The 21949-nt window shown below is 61.0% G+C and carries 18 protein-coding genes; 3 read left to right on the plus strand and 15 right to left on the minus strand.

Features of this window, described 5'->3' with window-relative positions:
* Nucleotides 1–278 precede the first annotated feature (278 nt).
* Complete coding sequence (ppc, locus tag HBN61_RS07800; protein WP_047277260.1) at nt 279–2909, minus strand: phosphoenolpyruvate carboxylase; 2631 nt, start codon at nt 2907–2909, stop codon at nt 279–281.
* A gap of 416 nt (nt 2910–3325) precedes the next feature.
* Here ppc and HBN61_RS07805 point away from each other — a divergent pair, with 416 nt between their 5' ends.
* Together HBN61_RS07805 and lptF are read left to right on the plus strand one after the other, a co-directional pair.
* The gene (locus HBN61_RS07805) at nt 3326–3739 is read left to right on the plus strand and encodes a DUF4398 domain-containing protein (protein WP_047277262.1); all 414 of its coding nucleotides are present in this window, start codon (nt 3326–3328) and stop codon (nt 3737–3739) included.
* Nucleotides 3740–3802: 63 nt separating this feature from the next.
* On the plus strand, nt 3803–4582 hold the full coding sequence (gene lptF, locus HBN61_RS07810) for a lipotoxin F family OmpA-related lipoprotein LptF (protein WP_047277264.1): 780 nt from the start codon (nt 3803–3805) through the stop codon (nt 4580–4582).
* 79 nt (nt 4583–4661) lie between these two features.
* Here lptF and HBN61_RS07815 read toward each other — a convergent pair whose 3' ends face one another.
* From HBN61_RS07815 to prfB, 7 genes are all read right to left on the minus strand, one after another.
* Nucleotides 4662–4988 carry a PA3694 family proteiin gene (locus HBN61_RS07815; RefSeq protein WP_047277265.1) on the minus strand — a complete coding sequence of 109 codons (327 nt, stop codon included), beginning with the start codon at nt 4986–4988 and terminating at the stop codon, nt 4662–4664.
* Nucleotides 4985–5914 carry an alpha/beta hydrolase gene (locus HBN61_RS07820; protein ID WP_186347841.1) on the minus strand — a complete coding sequence of 310 codons (930 nt, stop codon included), beginning with the start codon at nt 5912–5914 and terminating at the stop codon, nt 4985–4987. Before HBN61_RS07820 ends, HBN61_RS07815 begins: the two co-directional genes overlap by 4 nt.
* A gap of 69 nt (nt 5915–5983) precedes the next feature.
* Nucleotides 5984–7261: a flavohemoglobin expression-modulating QEGLA motif protein gene (locus HBN61_RS07825; protein WP_047295153.1), complete on the minus strand. Its 1278-nt coding sequence runs from the start codon at nt 7259–7261 to the stop codon at nt 5984–5986.
* A 23-nt stretch (nt 7262–7284) separates the two neighbouring features.
* The gene (locus HBN61_RS07830) at nt 7285–7833 is read right to left on the minus strand and encodes a hypothetical protein (protein ID WP_047277269.1); all 549 of its coding nucleotides are present in this window, start codon (nt 7831–7833) and stop codon (nt 7285–7287) included.
* A gap of 12 nt (nt 7834–7845) precedes the next feature.
* Nucleotides 7846–8562: a TetR/AcrR family transcriptional regulator gene (locus HBN61_RS07835; RefSeq protein ID WP_047277271.1), complete on the minus strand. Its 717-nt coding sequence runs from the start codon at nt 8560–8562 to the stop codon at nt 7846–7848.
* A gap of 105 nt (nt 8563–8667) precedes the next feature.
* Nucleotides 8668–10170 (minus strand): lysine--tRNA ligase, encoded by a 1503-nt coding sequence (gene lysS, locus HBN61_RS07840; RefSeq protein WP_047277273.1) that lies wholly within the window; start codon nt 10168–10170, stop codon nt 8668–8670.
* 114 nt (nt 10171–10284) lie between these two features.
* Nucleotides 10285–11380 (minus strand): peptide chain release factor 2 gene (prfB, locus tag HBN61_RS07845; protein ID WP_097191388.1). Its coding sequence is split into 2 segments (ribosomal slippage): nt 10285–11307 and nt 11309–11380, totalling 1095 coding nucleotides; the frame shifts between segments, so codons are not numbered across the junction.
* A 327-nt stretch (nt 11381–11707) separates the two neighbouring features.
* On the opposite strand from prfB, the gene HBN61_RS07850 reads away from it, so the two are divergent.
* Nucleotides 11708–12496, plus strand: a complete 789-nt coding sequence (locus HBN61_RS07850; protein WP_159434369.1) for a class I SAM-dependent methyltransferase — start codon at nt 11708–11710, stop codon at nt 12494–12496.
* A gap of 126 nt (nt 12497–12622) precedes the next feature.
* Here the strand turns inward: HBN61_RS07850 and HBN61_RS07855 are convergent, their stop codons facing one another.
* The 7 genes from HBN61_RS07855 to HBN61_RS07885 are packed head-to-tail and all read right to left on the minus strand — an operon-like array spanning nt 12623 to nt 21072.
* Nucleotides 12623–13624 carry a response regulator gene (locus tag HBN61_RS07855; protein WP_047277277.1) on the minus strand — a complete coding sequence of 334 codons (1002 nt, stop codon included), beginning with the start codon at nt 13622–13624 and terminating at the stop codon, nt 12623–12625.
* Nucleotides 13625–13676: 52 nt separating this feature from the next.
* Nucleotides 13677–14690 carry a chemotaxis response regulator protein-glutamate methylesterase gene (gene cheB, locus HBN61_RS07860; RefSeq protein WP_047283006.1) on the minus strand — a complete coding sequence of 338 codons (1014 nt, stop codon included), beginning with the start codon at nt 14688–14690 and terminating at the stop codon, nt 13677–13679.
* Entirely contained in the window at nt 14687–16984 is a 2298-nt protein-coding gene (locus HBN61_RS07865; RefSeq protein ID WP_170046467.1) for a hybrid sensor histidine kinase/response regulator, read from the minus strand. The genes cheB and HBN61_RS07865 overlap by 4 nt, the downstream gene beginning before the upstream one ends.
* The gene (locus HBN61_RS07870; RefSeq protein ID WP_047277282.1) at nt 16981–17667 is read right to left on the minus strand and encodes a chemotaxis protein CheW; all 687 of its coding nucleotides are present in this window, start codon (nt 17665–17667) and stop codon (nt 16981–16983) included. Before HBN61_RS07870 ends, HBN61_RS07865 begins: the two co-directional genes overlap by 4 nt.
* Nucleotides 17664–18938, minus strand: a complete 1275-nt coding sequence (locus HBN61_RS07875) for a CheR family methyltransferase (RefSeq protein ID WP_047281126.1) — start codon at nt 18936–18938, stop codon at nt 17664–17666. Before HBN61_RS07875 ends, HBN61_RS07870 begins: the two co-directional genes overlap by 4 nt.
* Nucleotides 18935–19450, minus strand: a complete 516-nt coding sequence (locus tag HBN61_RS07880; protein ID WP_083333292.1) for a chemotaxis protein CheW — start codon at nt 19448–19450, stop codon at nt 18935–18937. Before HBN61_RS07880 ends, HBN61_RS07875 begins: the two co-directional genes overlap by 4 nt.
* The gene (locus HBN61_RS07885; RefSeq protein WP_083333291.1) at nt 19450–21072 is read right to left on the minus strand and encodes a methyl-accepting chemotaxis protein; all 1623 of its coding nucleotides are present in this window, start codon (nt 21070–21072) and stop codon (nt 19450–19452) included. Before HBN61_RS07885 ends, HBN61_RS07880 begins: the two co-directional genes overlap by 1 nt.
* Nucleotides 21073–21949 lie beyond the last annotated feature (877 nt).

Consider the following 21949-nt stretch of genomic DNA (forward strand, 5'->3'; position numbering starts at 1 on the left):
TCCTCAAATTTTTTATTTAAATGACAACAGACTCGCCTCTTTGGGCCAATCTCAGAATCGGGTGATGGCCATCAAAATGGCCAAGGGCTGACCAAGATACACAGCAGGCCCGGCCCACACAAGACAGCAAAAGTAGGAATAATCAGAGCCTCATACGCCCTTGCGACGGGGTGTCACAGGTCGCAACCTCACAATAAAGTGTCGCGCCCCGGAGGCCATTGCAGAAGATCGGTCCTCTGCCGCACACACCGGGGCACGCTAACTGAACCGGCTTTTCTCTAGCCGGTGTTACGCAAGCCCGCCGCAATTCCGGCCACAGTGACCAACAATGCTTGTTCCAGAGGGCTGTCTTGCGTGGCCTCCTGGCGTCGCGAACGCGCCAGCAATTCGGCCTGCAACAGGTGCAGCGGGTCGAGGTAGGTGTTACGCAAGCGTATGAATTCCAAGGTTTCAGGGCTGTGCGCCATGAGTTGCGACTGCCCGGTCAAACCCAATACCACCTCACACGCCTGCGACAATAAGTCGCGCAAGTGCGCACCCAACGGCAGCAGCTCAGGCGCCACCAGACGCTCGTCATACAGCCGTGCAATGTCGGCGTCGGCCTTGGCCAGCACCATTTCGAGCATGTCAATGCGGGTGCGGAAGAACGGCCACTGCTCGCGCATCTGCGCCAACTGCTCGCCTTCACCGCGCGCCAGCGCATGGTTGAGTGCGGTTTCCCAGCCCAGCCAGGCGGGCAGCATCAGGCGCGTTTGTGTCCAGCCGAAAATCCACGGGATGGCTCGCAGGCTTTCAATGCCGCCCGCACGCCGCTTGGCGGGCCGACTGCCCAACGGCAAACGCCCCAGTTCCTGTTCCGGGGTGGACTGGCGAAAATACTCAACGAACTGCGGGTTGTCGCGCACCACCGCGCGATAGGCCTTCACCCCGTCGGCGGCCAGCTCATCCATCAGCACACGCCAGCCCGGTTCAGGCAACGGTGGCGGCAGCAAAGTGGCTTCCAGCACGGCGGCCAGGTACAGGTTGAGGTTTTGCTCGGCAATGTCGGGCAGGCCAAATTTGAAGCGGATCATCTCGCCCTGCTCCGTGGTGCGGAAGCGACCCGCCACCGAGCCCGGCGGCTGCGACAAAATCGCCGCGTGGGCCGGGCCGCCGCCACGCCCCACCGTGCCGCCACGGCCATGGAACAACAGCAATTCGACCTGTTGCTCGCGGCAAATGTTGACCAATGTTTCTTGTGCCCGGTACTGCGCCCAGGCCGCTGCCGTGGTGCCCGCGTCCTTGGCCGAGTCTGAATAACCGATCATCACTTCCTGCGGGCCGTGCAGCCGCGAACGGTAGCCGGGTAGCAGCAACAGCCGCTCTATGACGGGGCCGGCATTGTCCAGGTCCGCCAGGGTTTCGAACAACGGCACCACCCGCATCGGGCGCTCCAGACCCGCCTCTTTAAGGAGCAACTGCACCGCCAGCACGTCCGAGGCCGCACCGGCCATCGAGATCACATACGAGCCCAGCGAAGCCCCCGGCGCCGCGGCCACTTCCTTGCACGTGGCCAGCACTTCAGCGGTCTGCGCACCCGGCTTGAAATAGCTGGGCAACAAGGGCCGACGGTTGGCCAGTTCACGAATCAGGAACGTCAGGCGCGTGTCTTCATCCCAGTCTTCGTACCGCCCAAGCCCCAGATAATCGGTGATTTCAGTCATCGCTGACGCATGCAGGGCCGCATCCTGTCGCACGTCAAGGCGCACCAGAAACAACCCGAACGTCACGGCGCGCCGCAGGAAATCCAGCAACGGGCCGTCTGCGATCACGCCCATGCCGCACGCATGCAGCGACTGATAACACAGCTGCAACGGGGCCAGCAGATCGTGGTTGTCCTGGAGCACGCCCTCAGGCGCCGGTGGGTTGGCGGCCAACGACCCGTGGGCCCAATGACGGGTGATGCGCAGGCGATCGCGCAGTTGTTTAAGCACGGCGCGATAGGGCTCGGCGCTGTCCCCCGCTGCGGCCAGCAAGGCGGGTGTGGCCTGTTGCATCGACAAGTCGGCGGCCAGTTTATCGAGGTCACGCAAGTACAGATCAGCGGCCATCCAGCGCGCCAGCAGTAATACTTCGCGGGTCACACTGGCCGTGACATTCGGGTTGCCATCACGGTCCCCGCCCATCCACGAGGCAAAACGGATCGGCGCGGCCTCCAGCGGCAGATGCTGGCCAGTGGCCGCGTGCAAGGCTTCGTCGGCCTTGCGCATCATGTTCGGCACGGCGTGCCACAGCGAATGCTCGATGACCGCAAACCCCCACTTGGCTTCATCCACCGGCGTGGGGCGCGTGCGGCGGATTTCTTCGGTGTGCCACGCTTCGGCAATCAGTCGTTGCAGGCGCTGCTCGATGTGGGATTTTTCACTGAGGGTGAGGTCGCGATGATCTTGCGCGGCGAGTTGCGCAGCGATCGCATCGTATTTTTGAATCAGCGTGCGGCGCGTCACTTCAGTCGGGTGCGCCGTGAGCACCAGTTCGATGTGCAGCGTGCTGACCTGCTGCGCCAGCGATTCAGGGCTGTGCCCTTCGGCCAGCAAGCGTTCGAGCAAGGTGGGCAAGACCAGGGCTTCAAAGGGTTCGGGCTGCCCCTCTTCGCGGCGATGAATGAGTTCGTACTGTTCAGCAATATTGGCCAGGTTCAAGAACTGGTTGAAGGCGCGGGCCACCGGCAGCACTTCATCGTCGCTCAAGTCCCCCAGAATCGTGCTCAACTCTTCGCCCGTGGTGCCACGGCGGTCGTCCTTGGCGCCCTGACGAATACGTTCGATCTTGGCGAGAAACGCTTCGCCGTACTGGTCACGGATCGTATTCCCCAACAGTTCACCCAACAGGTGAACGTCATCGCGCAAGCGTGCATCAATATCGGTCATCAGCAATTTCTCCAGCGGTATCCGGGGACAGCTCCTGCCCCAAGAGTGCGTCGCAAGCGTCATCCGTGGCAAGCCGCAAGCCGGATAAAAATAGTCGTAGGCTGACGCGTTTCAGCACCACTCCCGCGATGGCACTTTAATAGCTCCTTGGGCCGAGCAAACCCTTGCTCCCGCTCGCGCGCGCTCTAAATCGGGGCTCTGGCAAAGGTGCTGCCCCTCAGAAATAACTGACTGAGCAGTCACAAGTTTTTAGGCAATTTGCCACCTTTTTTTTTGAACTATTCAAAAATCGCTTCGGTCACACCCAGTAACCATCACTGCCGGGGCAGGGAAATCAACACTCCGGGTGACATCACAGGCAATCCTGTTTGACGCCACTGACGTGATGGAATTTGAAGTTTTTCAGGAGTTACCTAATGGAGTTGAAGACCATGATGACCCGCACTGTCAAAACCACCTCACCTCGCCTGCGCGGGCTAAAACTGGCTGCGCTGGCAATCGGTACCAGCTTCGTTCTGGCCGGTTGTGCAGGCAACCCACCGACGGAGCAGTACGCGGTGACTCAATCGGCGGTGAACAACGCCGTGAGCGCTGGCGGCACTGAATACGCCCCGGTTGAAATGAAGGCCGCGCAAGACAAGCTCAAGCAAGCCGAACTGGCCATGCACGACAAGAACTACAAGGACGCCAAGCGTCTGGCTGAACAAGCCGAGTGGGACGCTCGTGTAGCAGAGCGCAAAGCCCAGGCCGCCAAAGCCGAGAAGGCCGCTCAGGATGCTCAGAAAGCCGTTCAGCAACTGCGTCAGGAAGGCATGCGCCCGCTGCAGTAAGTCGCCTCTTTTGACTGCGGCTGACGACACAGCATTCCTCATCGATTGAAAGGACTAAATATTATGCGCAATACCGTACTGATCCCTGCCCTGTTGGCTCTAAGCGTTGGCCTGGCGGCGTGCTCGCACCAGCCGAACGTAAACCTGGAAAATGCCAAGACTAACTTCTCGGCACTGCAAACCAACCCTGAAGCGACCAAAGTCGCGGCGCTGGAAACCAAAGACGCCAGCGAGTGGCTGGACAAAGCCCAGAAGGCTTACCTGGACAAAGAAGACGAGTCCACGGTTGACCAACTGGCTTACCTGACCAACCAGCGCGTTGAAGTGGCCAAGCAAACCATCGCGTTGCGCACCGCTGAAAACCAGATCAAAAACGCTGGCTCCGACCGTGCCCAGGCACTGCTGGATGCCCGTGATGCACAAATCAAGCAACTGCGTGGCTTGAACGCCAAGCAAACCGAGCGCGGTACGCTGGTCACCTTCGGCGACGTGCTGTTTGATTTCGATCAGGCCAGCCTGAAAGCCAACAGCCGTGACAGCATCACCACGCTGGCCAACTACCTGATCAAAAACCCGGATCGCAAAGTGATCGTTGAAGGCTACACCGACAGCAAAGGGTCGGCGGCTTACAACCAGGGCCTGTCCGAGCGTCGCGCCAATGCGGTTAAAAACGCACTGGTACGTGCCGGTGTCGATCCTTCGCGCATCGTCGCTCAGGGTTATGGCAAGGAATACCCGGTGGCCAGCAATGCCACCAACTCTGGCCGCGCCCAGAACCGTCGCGTTGAAGTGACCATCTCCAACGACAACCAGCCAGTCGCGCCGCGTTCGTCGATGCAGTAAGTCTGTACGCGTAAAAACAAAAGCCCCGCCTGAGTGATCAGGCGGGGCTTTTTGCTGCGCGTTCGGGAGCGTTGCGACGTTACTGTTGCAGTTTCGGGGTTTCCTGGCCCATGCAGTGAACGGCTTGCTTCTTGTTGTTCACCAGCACGCCGGTCAGGCCTTTTTGCTCGGTGTCGAACAGCACGATGATACCGTCCACGCACTGGGCGACCTGATTGGCCGGGGTCAGGGAAATTTTGTAGTCTTCGCCGGGGACGGTCTTGAGCATGGTGAAGTCGTTGAGCAGCAAGGCGTCTTGCGGCTTGGCGAAATGCAGGTAGCCGTAGTACCACAGGGCCCCGACGGTGCCGATGATGGTGCAAATACCGGTAATGATCAGCGGGATGGCGTTACGTTCTTCACTCATGGTTGGCTCTCTGGTTCAACGTTTTTCGAATTCGGGGGGGCGGGGTAGTTGGGGATTTCCCCCAGGCGCCTCACGCCCGTGAAATGTTGCGGGTCTTGCAGGTAGCGCAGCATGACCTCGCGCCAGGTCGGGTCGGCAAAGGTCTGCACATGCCCGCCACGGGTCAATTGCAACACCTTGGGCGGCGGCGCAGCTTGATACAGTCGGATGCCATTGGAAAGCGGCACGACCGGATCGTCCAGGCTGTGGAAGATCAACAGCGGCACCGGCCTCATGTTCGCGATGGCATACAAGGCGCTGTCCGCGTCCGGCACCAGCCAGGACAGCGGCACTTGCAAAGGCCAGGTCAGCCAGGACGTGCTCAGGGCAAATTGACCCACCTCGCGGTAGCTGGCGGGCACCCCGTCGAGCACCATCGCCGTGATGCGCTGGCGTTGCTGCGGGTGCTCACTCAGGTAGTGAACCCCCATCGCGCCGCCCAGACTCTGCCCCAGCACAATCAGCGGCAGGCCTTTGACCGACGGCTCCTTTTGCAGCCAGTCGAACGCCGCGTCGATGTCCTGATACACCTCAGGCAACCGGGGCGCGCCTTGTGACAATCCGTAACCGCGGTAGTCGATCATCAGCACCTGATAGCCCTGCGCGGGCAGCCAGGCCGTGGCGCCCAAGTGGTAAGCGAGGTTGCCGCCGTTGCCGTGCAGGTGCAGCACCGTGCCCTTGAGCGGTACGCCCGGCGCAGCGGGCAGCCACCAGCCGTGCAGCCGTGTACCGTCAGCGGCGGTCAGCGTCACATCGCGATAGTCCAGACCCGCCGCCGTCGGTGTGATCGGCTGGCCGGGTTCCGGATAAAACAACAGGGAGCTGCAGCCGCCGAGTGCCAGCAGCAGGCAGCATGCAGCCAGGGTTTTGATCAAACGAGCCACCATGTGTGAAAGGTTGCACCTCGCGGCGCAGTCGCGGTCGAGGCCCCAGCGGCCCTGAATCCGCTGACCGGGTTACAAGATGTTGGAGTAATCGGCTTCGATCCGGTCCAGGCTCAAGTGGTTGAGGAAGTTGGAGAAGCACATCCAGGCGGCCAGCGCATTCATGTCACGGAACTGCTCCGGCAGGTACTTGGGCGCGACCACCAGGCCTTCGTCGACCAGTTGGCGCAAGGTGCGCATGTCTTCCAGCGTGGTTTTGCCACAAAACAGCAGCGGCACTTGTTCCAGCTTGCCTTTACGTACGGCCAGCTGAATGTAGTTGTAAACCATGATGAAGCCCTTGAGGTAGGACAAGTCTTTGGTAAATGGCAGGCCATTGGGCACCGAGCCACGGAAAACCCGACTCGCATTGCCATAGCTTTCAGGCATTTCAAAGCCTTGCTCACGGAAGAACTCATACACCTGCATGAAGTCCGCGCCCTCCTCCACCATATGAATGGCGCGGGTGCGATTGGTCAGTTTGCGCAGGCGGCTGGGGTAGGAAGCAAACGTGATGATCTCCATCAGGATGGCCAACCCTTCCTGAGTGACCGTCGAGGATGGCGGGCCTTTGGCCAGAAACGTACAGATCGGCTGGTTCAGGCCGTTGAGCGTTGTGCCCACGTGCACCAGCCCTTCGTGGACTTCAAGCGCACGCACGTCGCGGTGGTTGAACATCGCATCGGTGCGGATCTTGATGTAATCGGCACCCGCCGCCGCGTCCGCGACGATGCCGTCGGACTCAAACACCCGGATGGTTTCTTCGGCCTCGCCAAACACCTTGTTCAGCCGCGTTTGCAACAGGTGCACGGCATCTTTGGCGGTGAGGGTTTTCGCTTCGTCCTTGAGCGCGCCACGGTCGTCGATGTTGTCCAGGTAATCGGACATCATCAACCCCAGGTCGGCCAGCGTCGGGTCGCCCGCATGAAACGCATCGGACGCGGCGCCATACAGCTCTTGCGAGATCAGCCCGAAGTCTTCGGTGCCGCGCGCTTCGAGCATGCGCACCACCATGCGGTATTCCTTGCACATGCGGCGCATGATTTGCCCGACCGGGTTGAACTGGCCCAACTGGCGGGTGATGTCGCGCTCGATGTTCTGGAATTCGAGCTTCACGGCGCCCGAATCGAAGGACAACGGCCGCCCCAGGTAATAATCCCGATCCACCGCCGGCATTTGTTTACCCTTGGCCTTGAGAAAGCCCTGACGGATGCTGTCGTCCCACTTCACCGCATCCAGCACGCGGATCGGGGTCTGGGCCAGCACGATGCGGTCTGACAATGTGCGAATCGTGCGTTGGTAATCGTCCACCCGGTGCTCCTTGAAAAAGGCGGTTACTTGGCCGCGCGCTGATAGCGGGCGGTTTCGACAAAGACGTCGGAATTCGCCGGGTCATCCAGATAAGCAAAGACTGTAGACGATGGGCTGTCGATCTGAACGCCTGCGCCTTCGGCGGTTTCAACCGTGTCGCCGGCCAGCGCCGACTGACCGATGGCCTGACGGATTTGCTCAAGGTCCAGCTCGTAGATCACCAACTCGCCGCCGTCGGTCAATTCAAACCCGTTCAGCGTGAAATTACCGCCCAGCCGAGCCGGTATGGCGGCCGAGGCGTACCAGCGGCTGCCGTGTTTGGCGACGATGAACCGATAACGTTGACGCGCCTTGGGTTCGCCTTTGGGGTACACCTCGGCCTGATAGTGGGTTTTATCGATGGCGCTGATGCTCAGGCGTCGCGCCTGCCCCCAGGCGTCCTTGCTGGTCCATTTGCCGAGCAAGGCCTGAGGCGCCGTTTGAGCCACCAGCGGCGCTTCCTTGAACGTGACCAGGCACCCGTTCAACAGTAAAAACGACACCGCCAACAGCATTACGCGCCAACCTTTCATGCCTGCATCCTTCTATAGAGCGGCCAACACCAAGTGCATGTAGCGCGTAAGGAGAGCGAGCCTTTGTGCATCGGCTGCTGGCTGCGCGCCATTAAGTAGGGCCTGATATTCCATCCGACCGATAATCGCCGTCAAGACATTGGCATCGTGCTGCGGCTGTTTGGAGCCCAGCACCTGGAAGATCTGACACGTGCCCTGCAGAAAAATCTGCTCGTGGGCGCGCACCAGCACCGCCAGCCGCGGGTTAAGCAGCGCGGCCTGATGGAACGCCTGCTCGGCGCGCAACTGATCGCGACGGGTCACCAACTGGTGCTCCACGTAGTGGGCGGTCATGGCGGCAATCTCGTCAGCCAGTTGTGAACGTGACTGCGGGCTGCCGTCCCCGTACGCCACCAGCTCGCGCAGCTTGCCTTCCGTGCTTTGCCATAACTTGGCCATAAAGGCGGCACTGCGTTCGACGTACTGCGCAAAGGTGTCGTTGATCAGGTCATCGATGTCCTTGAAGTAATACGTGGTGGCCGAAAGCGGCACCCCGGCTTCGGCGGCGACTGCCCGATGCCGGACGCCGCGTACACCGTCGCGCACCACGATACGCATGGCCGCATCCAGAATCAGTTGCCGCCGCTGTTCACTGCCATGGCGACTGGCTTTGCGGCCCTGGTATTGAACACTCTCGGCCACCGCCGTGGCGACGTCGACGGCACCCGTTTGAGCCTTGGGCAGGTTCACGCATGTTTCCCTTTGTTGAGGACCTTAAGTCGGGTGGTTACGGCTAGCCCCTGTTCGACAGGCAATAAAAAGCCGCCCTTGGCGGCGGCTTTTTAGTCAGCAGCGTTACGCTTGCGGGCGCATGTGCGGGAACAGGATCACGTCGCGGATCGACGGGGAGTTGGTCAGCAGCATCACCAGACGGTCGATGCCGATGCCTTCACCGGCCGTTGGCGGCATGCCGTACTCCAGCGCACGCACGAAGTCGGCGTCGTAGTGCATGGCTTCGTCGTCACCGGCGTCTTTGTCGGCCACTTGTGCCATGAAGCGTTCTGCCTGGTCTTCCGCGTCGTTCAACTCGGAGTAGGCGTTGGCGATTTCACGGCCACCGATGAACAGCTCGAAACGGTCAGTCACGTTCGGGTTTTCATCGTTGCGACGGGCCAGCGGCGACACTTCGAACGGGTACTGGGTGATGAAGTGCGGCTGTTCCAGCTTGTGCTCGACCAGCTCTTCGAAAATCATCACCTGCAGCTTGCCCAGGCCTTCGAAGCCCAGCACCTTGGCGCCGGCCTTTTTGGCGATGGCACGGGCCTTGTCGATGTCGTTCAGGTCGTCAGCGGTCAGCTCAGGGTTGTACTTGAGGATCGAGTCAAACACCGACAGACGCACAAACGGCTCGCCGAAGTGGAACACCTTGTCGCCGTACGGCACGTCAGTGCTGCCCAGAACCAGCTGCGCCAGCTCGCGGAACAGCTCTTCGGTGAGGTCCATGTTGTCTTCGTAGTCGGCGTACGCCTGGTAGAACTCAAGCATGGTGAATTCAGGGTTGTGGCGCGTCGAAACCCCTTCGTTACGGAAGTTGCGGTTGATTTCGAAGACTTTCTCGAAGCCGCCCACGACCAGACGCTTGAGGTACAGCTCAGGCGCGATACGCAGGAACATTTCCATGTCCAGCGCGTTGTGGTGGGTTTCAAACGGCTTGGCTGCCGCGCCGCCCGGAATGGTCTGCAACATCGGCGTTTCAACTTCAAGGAAGTCGCGCGCCATCAGGAAGTTGCGGATGTGGGCGATGACTTGCGAACGCACACGGAAGGTGTGGCGCACGTCTTCGTTGACGATCAGGTCAACGTAACGCTGGCGATAGCGTTGCTCGGTGTCGGTCAGGCCGTGGTGCTTGTCGGGCAGCGGACGCAAGGATTTGGTCAGCAGGCGCACGTGGGTCATTTCAACGTACAGGTCGCCTTTGCCGGAGCGGGCCAAGGTGCCTTCGGCGGCGATGATGTCGCCCAGGTCCCAGGTTTTGACTTCGGCCAGGGTTTCTTCCGGCAGGGTCTTGCGGTTGACATAGACCTGGATGCGCCCGGTCATGTCCTGAATCACCATGAACGAACCACGGTTAAGCATGATGCGACCCGCAACCTTGACCGGGATGGCGGCTTCAGCCAGCTCTTCCTTGGTCGCTTCGGCGTACTTCTTCTGCAGGTCGGCGCAGTAGCTGTCACGACGGAAATCGTTCGGGAAGGCGTTGCCTTTGGCGCGCTCGGCAGCAAGTTTTTCCTTGCGCAGGGCGATCAGGGCGTTTTCTTCCTGTTGCAAATCTTGCGGGTCGAGTTGTTGGTCGCTCATGTTTTAAAAATTCCATCACAGGTTCGTTGCCCCCGCCTTGCGGCAGGGGGAAGCGGGCTTCGGCGCGCCCTCAAGGCATCGCGTCAGCGGCGCACTTTACGTTTGTTGCGCGACTTACAGCCCTTGTTTCAGGCTGGCCACCAGGTATTCGTCGATGTCGCCGTCGAGCACTTTGTCGCAGTCACTGCGCTCGATGTTGGTCCGCAAATCCTTGATGCGCGACGCGTCAAGTACGTACGAGCGGATCTGGTGACCCCAGCCGATGTCGGACTTGGTGTCTTCCAGCGCCTGGGAAGCGGCGTTGCGCTTCTGGATTTCCTGCTCGTAAAGACGCGCCCGCAACATTTTCATCGCGGTGTCTTTGTTTGCGTGCTGGGAACGTTCGTTCTGGCAGCTCACCACGGTGTTGGTCGGAACGTGGGTAATACGCACGGCCGAGTCAGTGGTGTTTACGTGCTGACCACCCGCACCGGAGGAGCGGTAAGTGTCGATCCGCAGGTCCGAGGGGTTGATGTCGATTTCGATGTTGTCGTCGATTTCCGGCGAAACGAACACGGCCGAGAACGAGGTATGACGACGGTTGCCCGAGTCGTACGGGCTTTTGCGAACCAGACGATGGACGCCGATCTCGGTGCGCAGCCAGCCAAAGGCGTATTCGCCCTTGATGTGCACGGTCGCACCTTTGATTCCGGCCACTTCACCGGCGGACAATTCCATGATGGTGGCATCGAAGCCGCGCTTGTCGGCCCAACGCAAATACATCCGCAACAGGATATTGGCCCAGTCTTGCGCTTCGGTGCCGCCAGAGCCTGCCTGAATGTCCAGGTAAGCGTTGTTGGCGTCCATCTCACCGCTGAACATGCGGCGGAATTCGAGTTTTTCAAGGGACTCGCGCAGGCGTTCGACTTCAGCCGACACGTCATCTACAGCGGCCTGGTCTTCTTCCTCGGCGGCCATCAGCAGCAGGTCCTTGGCATCGGCCAGGCCCGTGTGCATCTCGTCGAGGGTTTCTACAATTTGCGCCAACAGGGAGCGCTCGCGCCCCAGTTCCTGGGCGTACGAAGGGTTGTTCCAGACACTCGGATCTTCAAGCTCGCGATTGACTTCGGTCAGACGCTCATGCTTTTGATCGTAGTCAAAGATACCCCCGAATGGTTTCGGAGCGCTCTGACAGGTCCTTGATGCTGTTAAGGATTGGGTTGATTTCCATGGCTGGCGGCACTCGTAGGCGATTTTTACAAAGCCAAAGAGTATACCGAAAATATACCGTTACAGCAGCCCGCCCAGCGGTGGAATGCAGGCCATTTGCCGCAGCCTGCAGGCGTTATCGCCCTCTGCAATCCCCCTGCCCGTTCAAACCTCATCGCAGCGTTACTTGGGAATAGTTACCCGATTTAAGGGAAATGGACTACGCGCCCGCGCATTGCACATCAAACCCGGCTCGCTATACCTAAAACATGACCGCCCCGAACACACACGGCCTGCCCATTGGCCCCCGTATGGGCTGATCCTGCGACCTCCCCCCAGGAGCATGACGATGAACAACCCGAGGCCCAGCCCGCACGGCTTTCAACGCAATTCAAGGCATGTGAAAAAGCGCAGCCTCGAACTGCTGCTGTCGTTCGCCACGCCGCAGGGCAATGTGCTGGACATCGGCTGCGGCACAGGCAACAGCCTGTTGTTTGTGGACGCCAACAATATCGAGCAATACGTCGGCATCGATCACTCCAAAGACAAGATCGCCTACGCCAATCTGGTGCATGCCGCGCCCAACGTGCGCTTTATCGTCAGCGATTTTCTGGCGTGCAACCTTGACCGCTTGCCGGTGTTCGACGCCGTGGTGTGTGCCGGTTGCCTGCAAGGCTTCATGCCCCACGAACAAGCGGCGATCGACAAACTGTCGGCCGCCGTCAAACCGGGCGGTCATGTGTTTTTATCCTGCGCGTTCGACTTCGATTACTTGCCCGATGAGCGCTTCATTCAGGAGCGGGCGCTGATGGAGATTCGCCATCAATACCCGTGCATCGGCGAGCCCGTGGTGTTTGATGATTTCCGGCTCAGCCGCCCAGCCCTGCTGGACACATTGCGCGACTTTGAAATCATCCGCTCACAGCGCATTGAAGAAACCGTCGAATTCGAGAACCTCAATGACTTCCGGGACTGGCACTGGGGCGCGAGCGCGAAGGTGCGCAACCAGTTTGACGAAACCATCCGCGAACTGGCCATCACGGACTACTACCAGAAGCTCTACGCCCACTATTGCGTGGGCCGCTACAAAACGGCGTACTCCACGGGCCTGCTGCTGCTCAGGAAAAAAAGTCCTTGAACGCATACCCACGGTGCAGCCGCTGAACAGGCACGCGACTGCGCGACCGGATCAACGCCTTGCACAGCCCGTCAGCGACTACGGGCGGGCTTACGCCCGTGAAGCCGCCGCGCAAGAGCGGGAGCCTTATTCGATTCCGACCTGATTACGCCCGTTGTTTTTGGCCAGGTACAGGCCTTTGTCGGCCGCCGAAATCAAGTCGCGGCAGTTGCCGCTGTGCTGCGGGGTCATGGTAGACAGGCCGATGCTGATGGTCAGGCTGCTGCCATCGGCCGGTGAAATGTGCGGGATTTTCAGCGCCGCCACCGCTTGACGCAGCTTTTCAGCCACCAGCCGCGCACCGCCCTGAGAGGTGTTGGGCAATACAATCGCAAACTCCTCCCCGCCGTAACGCGCTGGCAGGTCAGAAGGCCGGCAGCTGGCATCACGGATCGAGGCCGCCACTTTGCGCAGGGCTTCGTCACCGTCCAGATGACCGAAGGTGTCGTTGTAAGACTTGAAGTAGTCCACGTCGATCATCAATAACGACAGCTGGGTTTGCTCACGCAGGGCCCGGCGCCATTCCAGCTCCAGGTACTCGTCGAAATGGCGGCGGTTGGACAGCCCGGTCAGGCCGTCAGAGTTCATCAGGCGCTGCAACACCAGATTGGTGTCCAACAGTTGTTGCTGGCTGACCCGCAGCGCGCGGTAAGCGGCATCGCGCTGCAACAGGGTCATGTAAGAGCGCGAGTGATAGCGAATGCGGGCCACCAGCTCAATGTTGTCCGGTAATTTCACCAGGTAGTCGTTGGCCCCGGCCGCAAAGGCCGCACTCTTGATCAACGGGTCTTCTTTGGTCGACAACACGATGATCGGGATGTCTTTGGTGGCCGGGTGGTTGCGGTATTCGCGCACCAGCGTCAAACCATCGAGCCCCGGCATGACCAGGTCTTGCAAGATCACCGTCGGCTTGATGCGAATGGCCTGGGCAATGGCATCGTGCGGGTCGGCGCAAAAGTGAAAGTCGATGTTCTGCTCAAGGGCCAAGCCCCGGCGCACGGCTTCGCCAATCATCGCCTGATCGTCCACCAGCAATACCATGGCGGCGTTTTCGTCAGTTTTGACGTCGTCCATCTGCAAGTCATTCATGCGCGTTCACCTGAATTACCACCTTCAAGCCAGTCCTGCCGGGTTGTGTCAGTCATGTATGAAAGATCTCCAGCAAGCGTGGCGCAATCGTGTCCAAGGGTCGAATTTCAACAGCCGCATCAATTGCCGCTGCCGCTTTGGGCATGCCGTATACCGAACTGCTGTGCTGGTCTTGGGCGATGGTCAGAAACCCCTGCTGGCGCATGAGTTTAAGCCCCTGCGCGCCATCGCGACCCATGCCGGTCAACAATACGCCCACGGCCTCACCGTCCCAGTACCGGGCCACACTCTCGAAAAACACATCAATCGAGGGCCGATAAATTTCGTTCACCGGCTCGGCGGTGTAAGCCAGCGTGCCGTTTTTTAACAGACGAATGTGATGATTGGTCCCGGCCAACAGGACCGTACCGGCCTGGGGCGTTTCGCCATCACGGGCCAGCCGGACATTCACCCCGCACGAGCTGCTCAGCCATTCGGCCATCCCGGCGGCGAACACCTGGTCCACGTGCTGCACCAGCACAATGGCCGCCTGAAACGAGCGCGGCAGGCCTTTGAGCAGGGTTTCCAGCGCCGCGGGGCCGCCCGCCGACGAGCCGATGGCCACTAACCTGCGCTGCTCCAGGGATTTGCGCGGCGGGTTCTCGACGGGATGCACCCGTTTCGGGGGCTGCTGGCCCATCAACCAGCCAATGTTCATGATCTTGCGCAACAACGGCGCTGCTGCCTCCTTGGCATCGCCCGCGCCCAAAGCGGGCGTATCGACCACGTCCAGCGCGCCAAAGCCCATGGCTTCAAACACGCGGTGCACATTTTGCTGGCGGTCGACCGTGACGATCACAATCGCACACGGGCTTTGCGCCATGATCCGACGCGTGGCCTCCACGCCATCCATGACCGGCATGATGAGGTCCATCAAGATCAGGTCCGGGGTGTCCTCGGCGCACAGGCGCACGGCTTCTTCACCGTCCCCCGCCACCCACACCAACTGATGCTTGGGCTCGAATGCCAACGCCCGGCGCAAGGCCTCTACCGCCAGGGGCATGTCGTTGACGATGGCAATTCTCATGTCTGGGCTCCTCCAATGAGCTCAACCACTGCATCAAGCAGCGCATCGTCATGGAAACTGGCTTTCGCTAAATAATAGTCGGCCCCTGCATCCAGGCCGCGCCGACGGTCTTCTTCACGGTCTTTATAGGACACCACCATCACCGGCATCGATTGCAGCCGGTTGTCGCGCCGCAACAGGGTGACCAGTTCGATGCCGTCCATGCGCGGTATGTCGATATCGGTAATCAGCAAATCGAAATGCTCGGCGCGCAGCGCGTTCCAGCCATCCATGCCGTCCACCGCGACCGCCACCTCATAACCGCGATTGAGCAACAACTTGCGTTGCAGCTCGCGCACGGTGAGCGAGTCGTCGACCACCAGAATGCGTTTACGCGCCACCTCGGCAGTGTGCCGGTTACGCCGGTCGATGCGCTCCAGACGCCCGGTGTTAAGCAGCTTGTCGACCGAACGCAGCATGTCTTCGACGTCCACAATCAACACCGGCGAGCCATCATCGAGCAGCGCCCCGGCCGAAATGTCCTGCACCTTGCCCAAGCGCGGGTCCAGAGGCAATACCACTAAAGTGCGCTCCCCGATAAACCGCTCAACCGCCACGCCGTAGACCGCCTCGCGCTCACGAATGACCACCACCTTGAGGGTGTCGTCATCGTTCTGGCCGGGCGGACGTTGCAGCAACTGGCTGGCGGCCACCAGGCCCACGTGCTGCCCTTCGTGCCAGAAGTGCTGGCGGCCTTCGACCTGCACGATGTCGTCAGGCGCCAGATCGCGCATGCGTTCGATGTGCGCCAGCGGAAAGGCATAGGCTTCGCCGCCGACTTCCACCACCAGGCTGCGCACCACCGACAGGGTGAGCGGGACTTCCAGATGGAAACGACTGCCCTGCCCGCTGACCTGCTCCAGCACAATCGAGCCACGCAGCAGGCGCACCATGTGCTGCACCGCATCCAGCCCGACACCGCGCCCGGACACCTCGGTCACGGTGTCGCGCAGGCTGAAGCCCGGCAGGAACAAAAACGTCAGCAGTTCTTCTTCACTCAACTGCGCGGCCGTGGCCTCGGTGGACAGTTGGCGCTGCACGATGGAGCGGCGCAAACGCTCAAGGTCGACGCCGCCGCCGTCATCGCTCAACTCCACCACCAGCAGCCCGGCCTGATGCGAGGCGCGCAAGCGAATCTCCCCTTCGGCCGGCTTGCCAGCGCGCAAACGCTGCTCGGGGGGTTCAATGCCGTGGTCCACCGCGTTACGCAACAGGTGCATCAGGGGCGCTTCGAGCTTTTCCAGCACGTCGCGGTCCACCTGGGTTTTCTCGCCTTCAATTTCCAGACGGATCTGTTTGCCCAGGCTGCGCCCCAGATCACGCACCATGCGCTCTTGCCCGGCCAGCACATCCGCGAACGGACGCATGCGGCACGCCAGCGCCGTGTCATACAGCAACTGCGCGCGCTGGCTGGTCTGCCAGCCAAACTCGTCCAGTTGAGCGGTCTGCTCACTGAGCACGTGCTGCGACTCGGCCAATAAACGCCGCGCCTCGGCCAGCGCCTCTTCGGCCTCAGGGGTGAGCGTCAGCACCTTGAGCTGATCGCCCAAATGGTCCAACGCCCGCAAGCTGGTGTTTTGCATGCGTTTGAGGCGCTGCATCGTGGCGAGGTAAGGCTTGAGCCGCTGGGTTTCCACCAGCGACTTGCTCGACAAGTCCAGCAGACTGTTAAGGCGCTCGGCGGTGACGCGCAACACCCGCTCACCGCCTTCAGTCAGGCGTTGCGGGCGACGCGCCGGTTCTGCCGCCGGCTCGGGCAGCGGCGCCAGCTCGACCGGCGCAGGCGCCTCAGGCACCACGGGCTCAGGCGCAAGCAGCAGTTGCGACACATCAAACGGCGGTGGCGCCACCCGTGCCGTCGGGGCAGAAGGCTCGACCAGCCGGTTCATCAAGGCCACGTAGGCCTCGATGTCGGCCGAGGTCACCGTATTGCCCGGCGTCGCAATGCGCATCAGCAAATCAGTGCCCTGCAACAAGGCATCAATGTGCTCGGGTTGCAGGTACAAGCGCCCTTCCTGCGCGCTGACCAGGCAATCTTCCATGACATGGGACACGCTGACCCCGGCCTCGACCCCGACAATCCGCGCCGCGCCCTTGAGCGAGTGGGCCGCGCGCATGCAGGCTTCCAACTGATCGGCCTGGGTCGGGTTACGCTCCAGCGCCAGCAAACCGGCATTGAGCACTTGGGTCTGGGCTTCGGCCTCCAGACTGAACAACTCCAGCAACGAGGCGTCGCGCATTTGCTCGGGGGTCATGTGAGGCTCCGGGTAATCGCGCCGAGCAACTGCTCTTCATCCAGCCAGCGCAGGCTGCGGGTTTTCCAGTGCAAGACACCCCGGGTGAAAATGGCGCTGGCGTGTTCGCCCGACAACGACGCGGTATTGAGCACACGCTCTTCAATGTTGTGAATGCCATCGACCTCGTCCACCGGCACCACCACCGGCCCACCGGGCGCGGCCACAATCAGCATGCGCGGCATCACCCGCTGCGCGGGCGTGACACTCACCGTCGGGTCCAGCCCCAGCAGCTCGACCAGCGACAGGCAGGGCACCAGCGCGCCGCGCACATTGGCCACGCCCATCAGGGCCCGGGAGCGTTGGTGCGGCAGCGAGTGAATCGACTGCAAAGGCGCGACTTCATCCAGGCAACGGGTCGCCAGCGCCAGCCACTCGCCGCCCATGCGAAACACCACCAGTGAACGGGTCGCGTGGGCGTGCTCAAGGTCCTGCGGCGCGGCAAAATCCTGCTCGTCCTGCACAAAGGCATAGCGATCGAGCAAACGCGTGGCCGCCGCCGCATACACCGAACAGTTACGGCAATGAATGTGTGCTGGCAGCAGCGGGCAGGATTTATCGCCGTACACGCCAATACGGTTCCAGCAATCATCAATCGTCTGGGCTTCGGTGTGGATCAAACTCTGGGCGGACAGACCGTTCATGATTTGCGCTCACTGTGAAGGGCCCGCTCATTGCGCGCAGCCCGGGCCTGCAAACGCTGAGCGCCTGCCACATCGCCCTGCGAGGCCAGCAGTGCCGCCAGATGCGCCAGCGCCTCGGCATGTTGGGGTTGCAGGTACAACGCCTTGCGATAAAAGCCTTGGGCCTGTGCGGTCTGGCCTTCGACATCGCTGAGCAGGCCCAGCCAATAAAACACCTGAGCCTGCGGCCCATGCTGCTGCAACGCCTGTTCGCACAAGGCGCGGGCTTCACGGCTTTTGCCTTCATTGGCCAATTGCGCAATGGTCTCCAGCACCCCGCGCGGCGCCTCGTCGGGCACACGCGCGACCTGAGCCGGCGGCGGGGGCGGTGTGTGAGGGCGCGCCGCAAACGGGCGACTGACCGGCGCCATCGGCAGCGGCAAAGGTTTGACCGGCGCTGTACGCTCAACCGGCCTCGGCAACACGGCGGGCGGCTCTTGGCTGTGACAAAAGGCGAAGGATTGCGGGGCGTTGATCGAACGCATGCCCAGCCCGTGCAGCAAACTGCCCTCAGCCGGGCCGATGAACAGCACCCCGTCCAGACGCGTCATACGCGTGAGGGCGTCGAGCGCCTGCTGTTGGGTTTTGAGGTCGAAATAAATCAACAAATTGCGGCAGAACACAAAATCATAAGGCGGCTGACTCGCCGTCAGGGCCGGGTCCAGCACATTGCCGACCTTAAACTCGATCTGCTCACGCACCCGCGCCGACACGTGATACCCGTCGGCTTCGAGGGTGAAATGCCGCTCGCGAAAACCGATGTCCTGACCGCGAAACGAATTCTTGCCATACACCGCACGCTGGGCGCGCTGAATCGAAAGCGGGCTGATGTCCAGCGCCTCGACCCTGAACTGGTGCGCGGCAAACCCGGCGTCAAACATCGCCATCGCTATCGAATACGGCTCTTCGCCGGTCGAACACGGCAGGCTCAGCAGGCGCAGCACCCGCGGAGCCGTTTGCGCGGCCAGCCGCTCGCGGGCCAGGCGACCCAGCGTGGCAAATGATTCGGGGTAACGGAAAAACCAGGTCTCGGGCACGATCACCGACTCGATCAGCGCCTGCTGCTCGTCGGCCGAGGCATTGAGCCGCTGCCAATACTCATCGTGATCCTGCATGTTCAGCGCGGTGCAGCGCTGACGCACCGCCCGCTCAATAATCGCCGGGCCCACCGACGCCACATCCAGCCCGATGCGCCGTTTCAGAAAATCGAAAAACCGTTGATCGGCACTCATGGGCGGGCCTGCCGGGTCAGGTCAATACGCTGTTCAGGGAACAACAACCCGCGCACGGCAGGCGTCAACAGGTCATCCACGCGAATCCACTGCAACAGGCCATCCTTGTCTTTACGCACCGGCCCCAAATACGGCGCCTCGCGGTTATCCAGCCCGTATGACTGAAAATCTGCCACCTCACAGCGCAGGGTTTCACTGGCCTGCTCCAGCACCAGGCCCAGCAAATGACCGTGATGGCGCACCAACACCAAACGCGTGCTGGTGCGGGCCACGGCGCTCTGGCCGAAGGTCATGGCACTGACATCAATCACCGGCACCATCTGCCCGCGATGAGCAAACACACCGGCCACCCACGCCGGTGCATGGGCAATGGGCTTGAGCGGCAAACGCGGCAACACTTCCACCACGTCCACCGCTTGCAGGGCATAGCGTTCGGTGCCGATAAAAAACACCAGAAACAGGCATTGCTTCGACGCCTTGACGGCTTCGCGCGGCGCGAGAGGCACGCTCATCAGACTTTAAAACGCGAAACGCCGCTGCGCAGCCCGACCGCCACCTGACTCAATTCATCGATGGCAAAGCTGGCCTGACGCAGGGACTCAACGGTCTGGCTACTGGCATCCCCCAATTGCACCAACGCGTGGTTAATCTGCTCGGCGCCGGTGGCCTGGGCCTGCATGCCTTCGTTGACCATCAACACCCGTGGCGCCAGCGCCTGCACCTGATGGATGATCTGCGACAACTGCTCGCCCACCTGCTGCACCTCGGACATGCCGCGGCGCACCTCTTCGGAGAACTTGTCCATGCCCATCACACCGGCCGACACCGCCGACTGAATCTCGCGCACCATCTGCTCGATGTCATACGTGGCGACGGCCGTCTGATCCGCCAGGCGGCGCACCTCGGTGGCGACCACGGCAAACCCGCGCCCGTACTCACCGGCCTTCTCGGCCTCAATCGCGGCGTTGAGCGACAGCAGGTTGGTCTGATCGGCCACCTTCACAATGGTCACCACCACCTGATTAATATTGCCGGCCTTCTCATTGAGAATCGCCAACTTGGCGTTCACCAGATCGGCGGCGCCCATGACCGAGTGCATGGTGTCCTCCATGCGCGCCAGCCCTTGTTGGCCGGAACCGGCCAGAATCGACGCTTGATCGGCGGCCGACGTGACCTCCGTCATGGTGCGCACCAGATCCCGAGACGTGGCCGCGATTTCGCGAGACGTGGCGCCGATTTCCGTGGTGGTGGCGGCGGTTTCGGTAGCGGTGGCCTGTTGCTGCTTGGACGTGGCGGCAATCTCGGTCACCGAGGTGGTGACCTGCACCGAAGAACGCTGCGCCTGCGACACCAGCGCCGTCAGCTCGGCCATCATGTCGTTGAAGCCAGTTTCGACGGCCCCGAACTCATCTTTACGCTCAAGGTTCAACCGCTTGCTCAAATCCCCGGAGCGCATGACCTCAAGGATCGAGACAATGCGCTGCATCGGCGACATGATCGAGCGCAACAACAAAAAGCCCAACAGCCCCGCCGCCAGCACCGCAATGGCCAGCGAAATCAACATACTGGCCTTAGCCGTCAGCACCGCATCGGAGATGTTGTTACTGGCCCGAATCGCGGCGTTCTGGTTGTCCTGAATCACCTTATTGAGCTGCACCCGACCGGCGCTCCAGTCGGGGGTCAATTGCGCGTTCAACACCGTGCGGGCCTGGGGCATGTCGTTCTTTTCAAACAGCGCGAGAACCGTGTTCAGCGACTGGTCGTATTTTTTATGCAGCGCGACAAACTCTTCATACAACGTCTCATCCCCGTCACCGCTGATGGTGGCGCGATAGCCGGCGAGTTCGTTGGCCAGGCGGCTTTCGTAGGAGCTGTAGAGGTCTTGTTCGTCCTTGGTCAGGGGACGGCCCTCGCCTTCATTCATCAGGTGCAGGGTTTGCACGTAACTGTCGACCCACGCGCTGCGGATCATGGAGCTGTGGTACAGGCCCGGGATCGAGTCGGTGCGGACTTTGTCTTCGCTGGTTTCGATTTTGACCAAGCGTGAATACGCCGCGACGATCATCAACAGCATGATGGCAATGATTACGGCAAAGCTCGCCAAGATGCGTTGGCGTAACGTCCAGTTCTTCACAGTCGATCCTCGGGGTGCCGTTGAAATGAGGGGGAGTATAGCCGAGGGTAAGGGAGGATTCGTACGGGGTTTGAGACCGATCTCACATGGATCAGTTAAAAAAACGTACACAGGGTTACATCCCGAACGGATGAGCGAAGCACCTAAGGGATCTTGATCGTGCTCGTACTCTTGAAAAGTCTCCCTGCTGCCACGCGATTGCAGGCACACCGCAAAGGCCCCTCACAGCAGGCTGAACGCAGGTGCTGTTGCGGGGGTGGGTCGGCAGGAGCCGAGCCAGCCGTGCTGGGCCATGGATGGCCCGTCACGGCGTGCCCCTGCAACAGTGCCGGAGTGAAGGCACCGTCGAGCCAGAGCGAGACGGCCGTATGGCAGGGCAAGGCCTTTTTGGTTCCTTTTGTGGCTGTTTGACAAAAGGGACTCGCTGTAAGAGCGAAACCCATCGTCCAGTTAGACGCTGATGCCGGATAGGTGCCGCCCTGTCCCTGTTAAGCAACCGGGTACATATCCGCTTGATGTGTGAGGGCCTTCTACGGGTTACATCCGAACGGATGAGCGAAAAACCCAAGTGATCTTGATCTTGATCTTGAAAAGTCTTCCTGCTGCCACGCGATTGCAGGCACACCGCAAAGGCCCCTCACAGCAGGCTGAACGCAGGTGCTGTTGCGGGGGTGGGTCGGCAGGAGCCGAGCCAGCCGTGCTGGGCCATGGATGGCCCGTCACGGCGTGCCCCCGCAACAGTGCCGGAGTGAAGGCACCGTCGAGCCAGAGCGAGGCGGCCGTATGGCAGGGCAAGGCCTTTTTGGTTCCTTTTGTGGCTGTTTGACAAAAGGGACTCGCTGTAAGAGCGAAACCCATCGTCCAGTTAGACGCTGAT

Origin of the sequence: Pseudomonas sp. WS 5071, assembly GCF_012985765.1 — a bacterium.
Lineage (GTDB): Bacteria > Pseudomonadota > Gammaproteobacteria > Pseudomonadales > Pseudomonadaceae > Aquipseudomonas > Aquipseudomonas lundensis_A.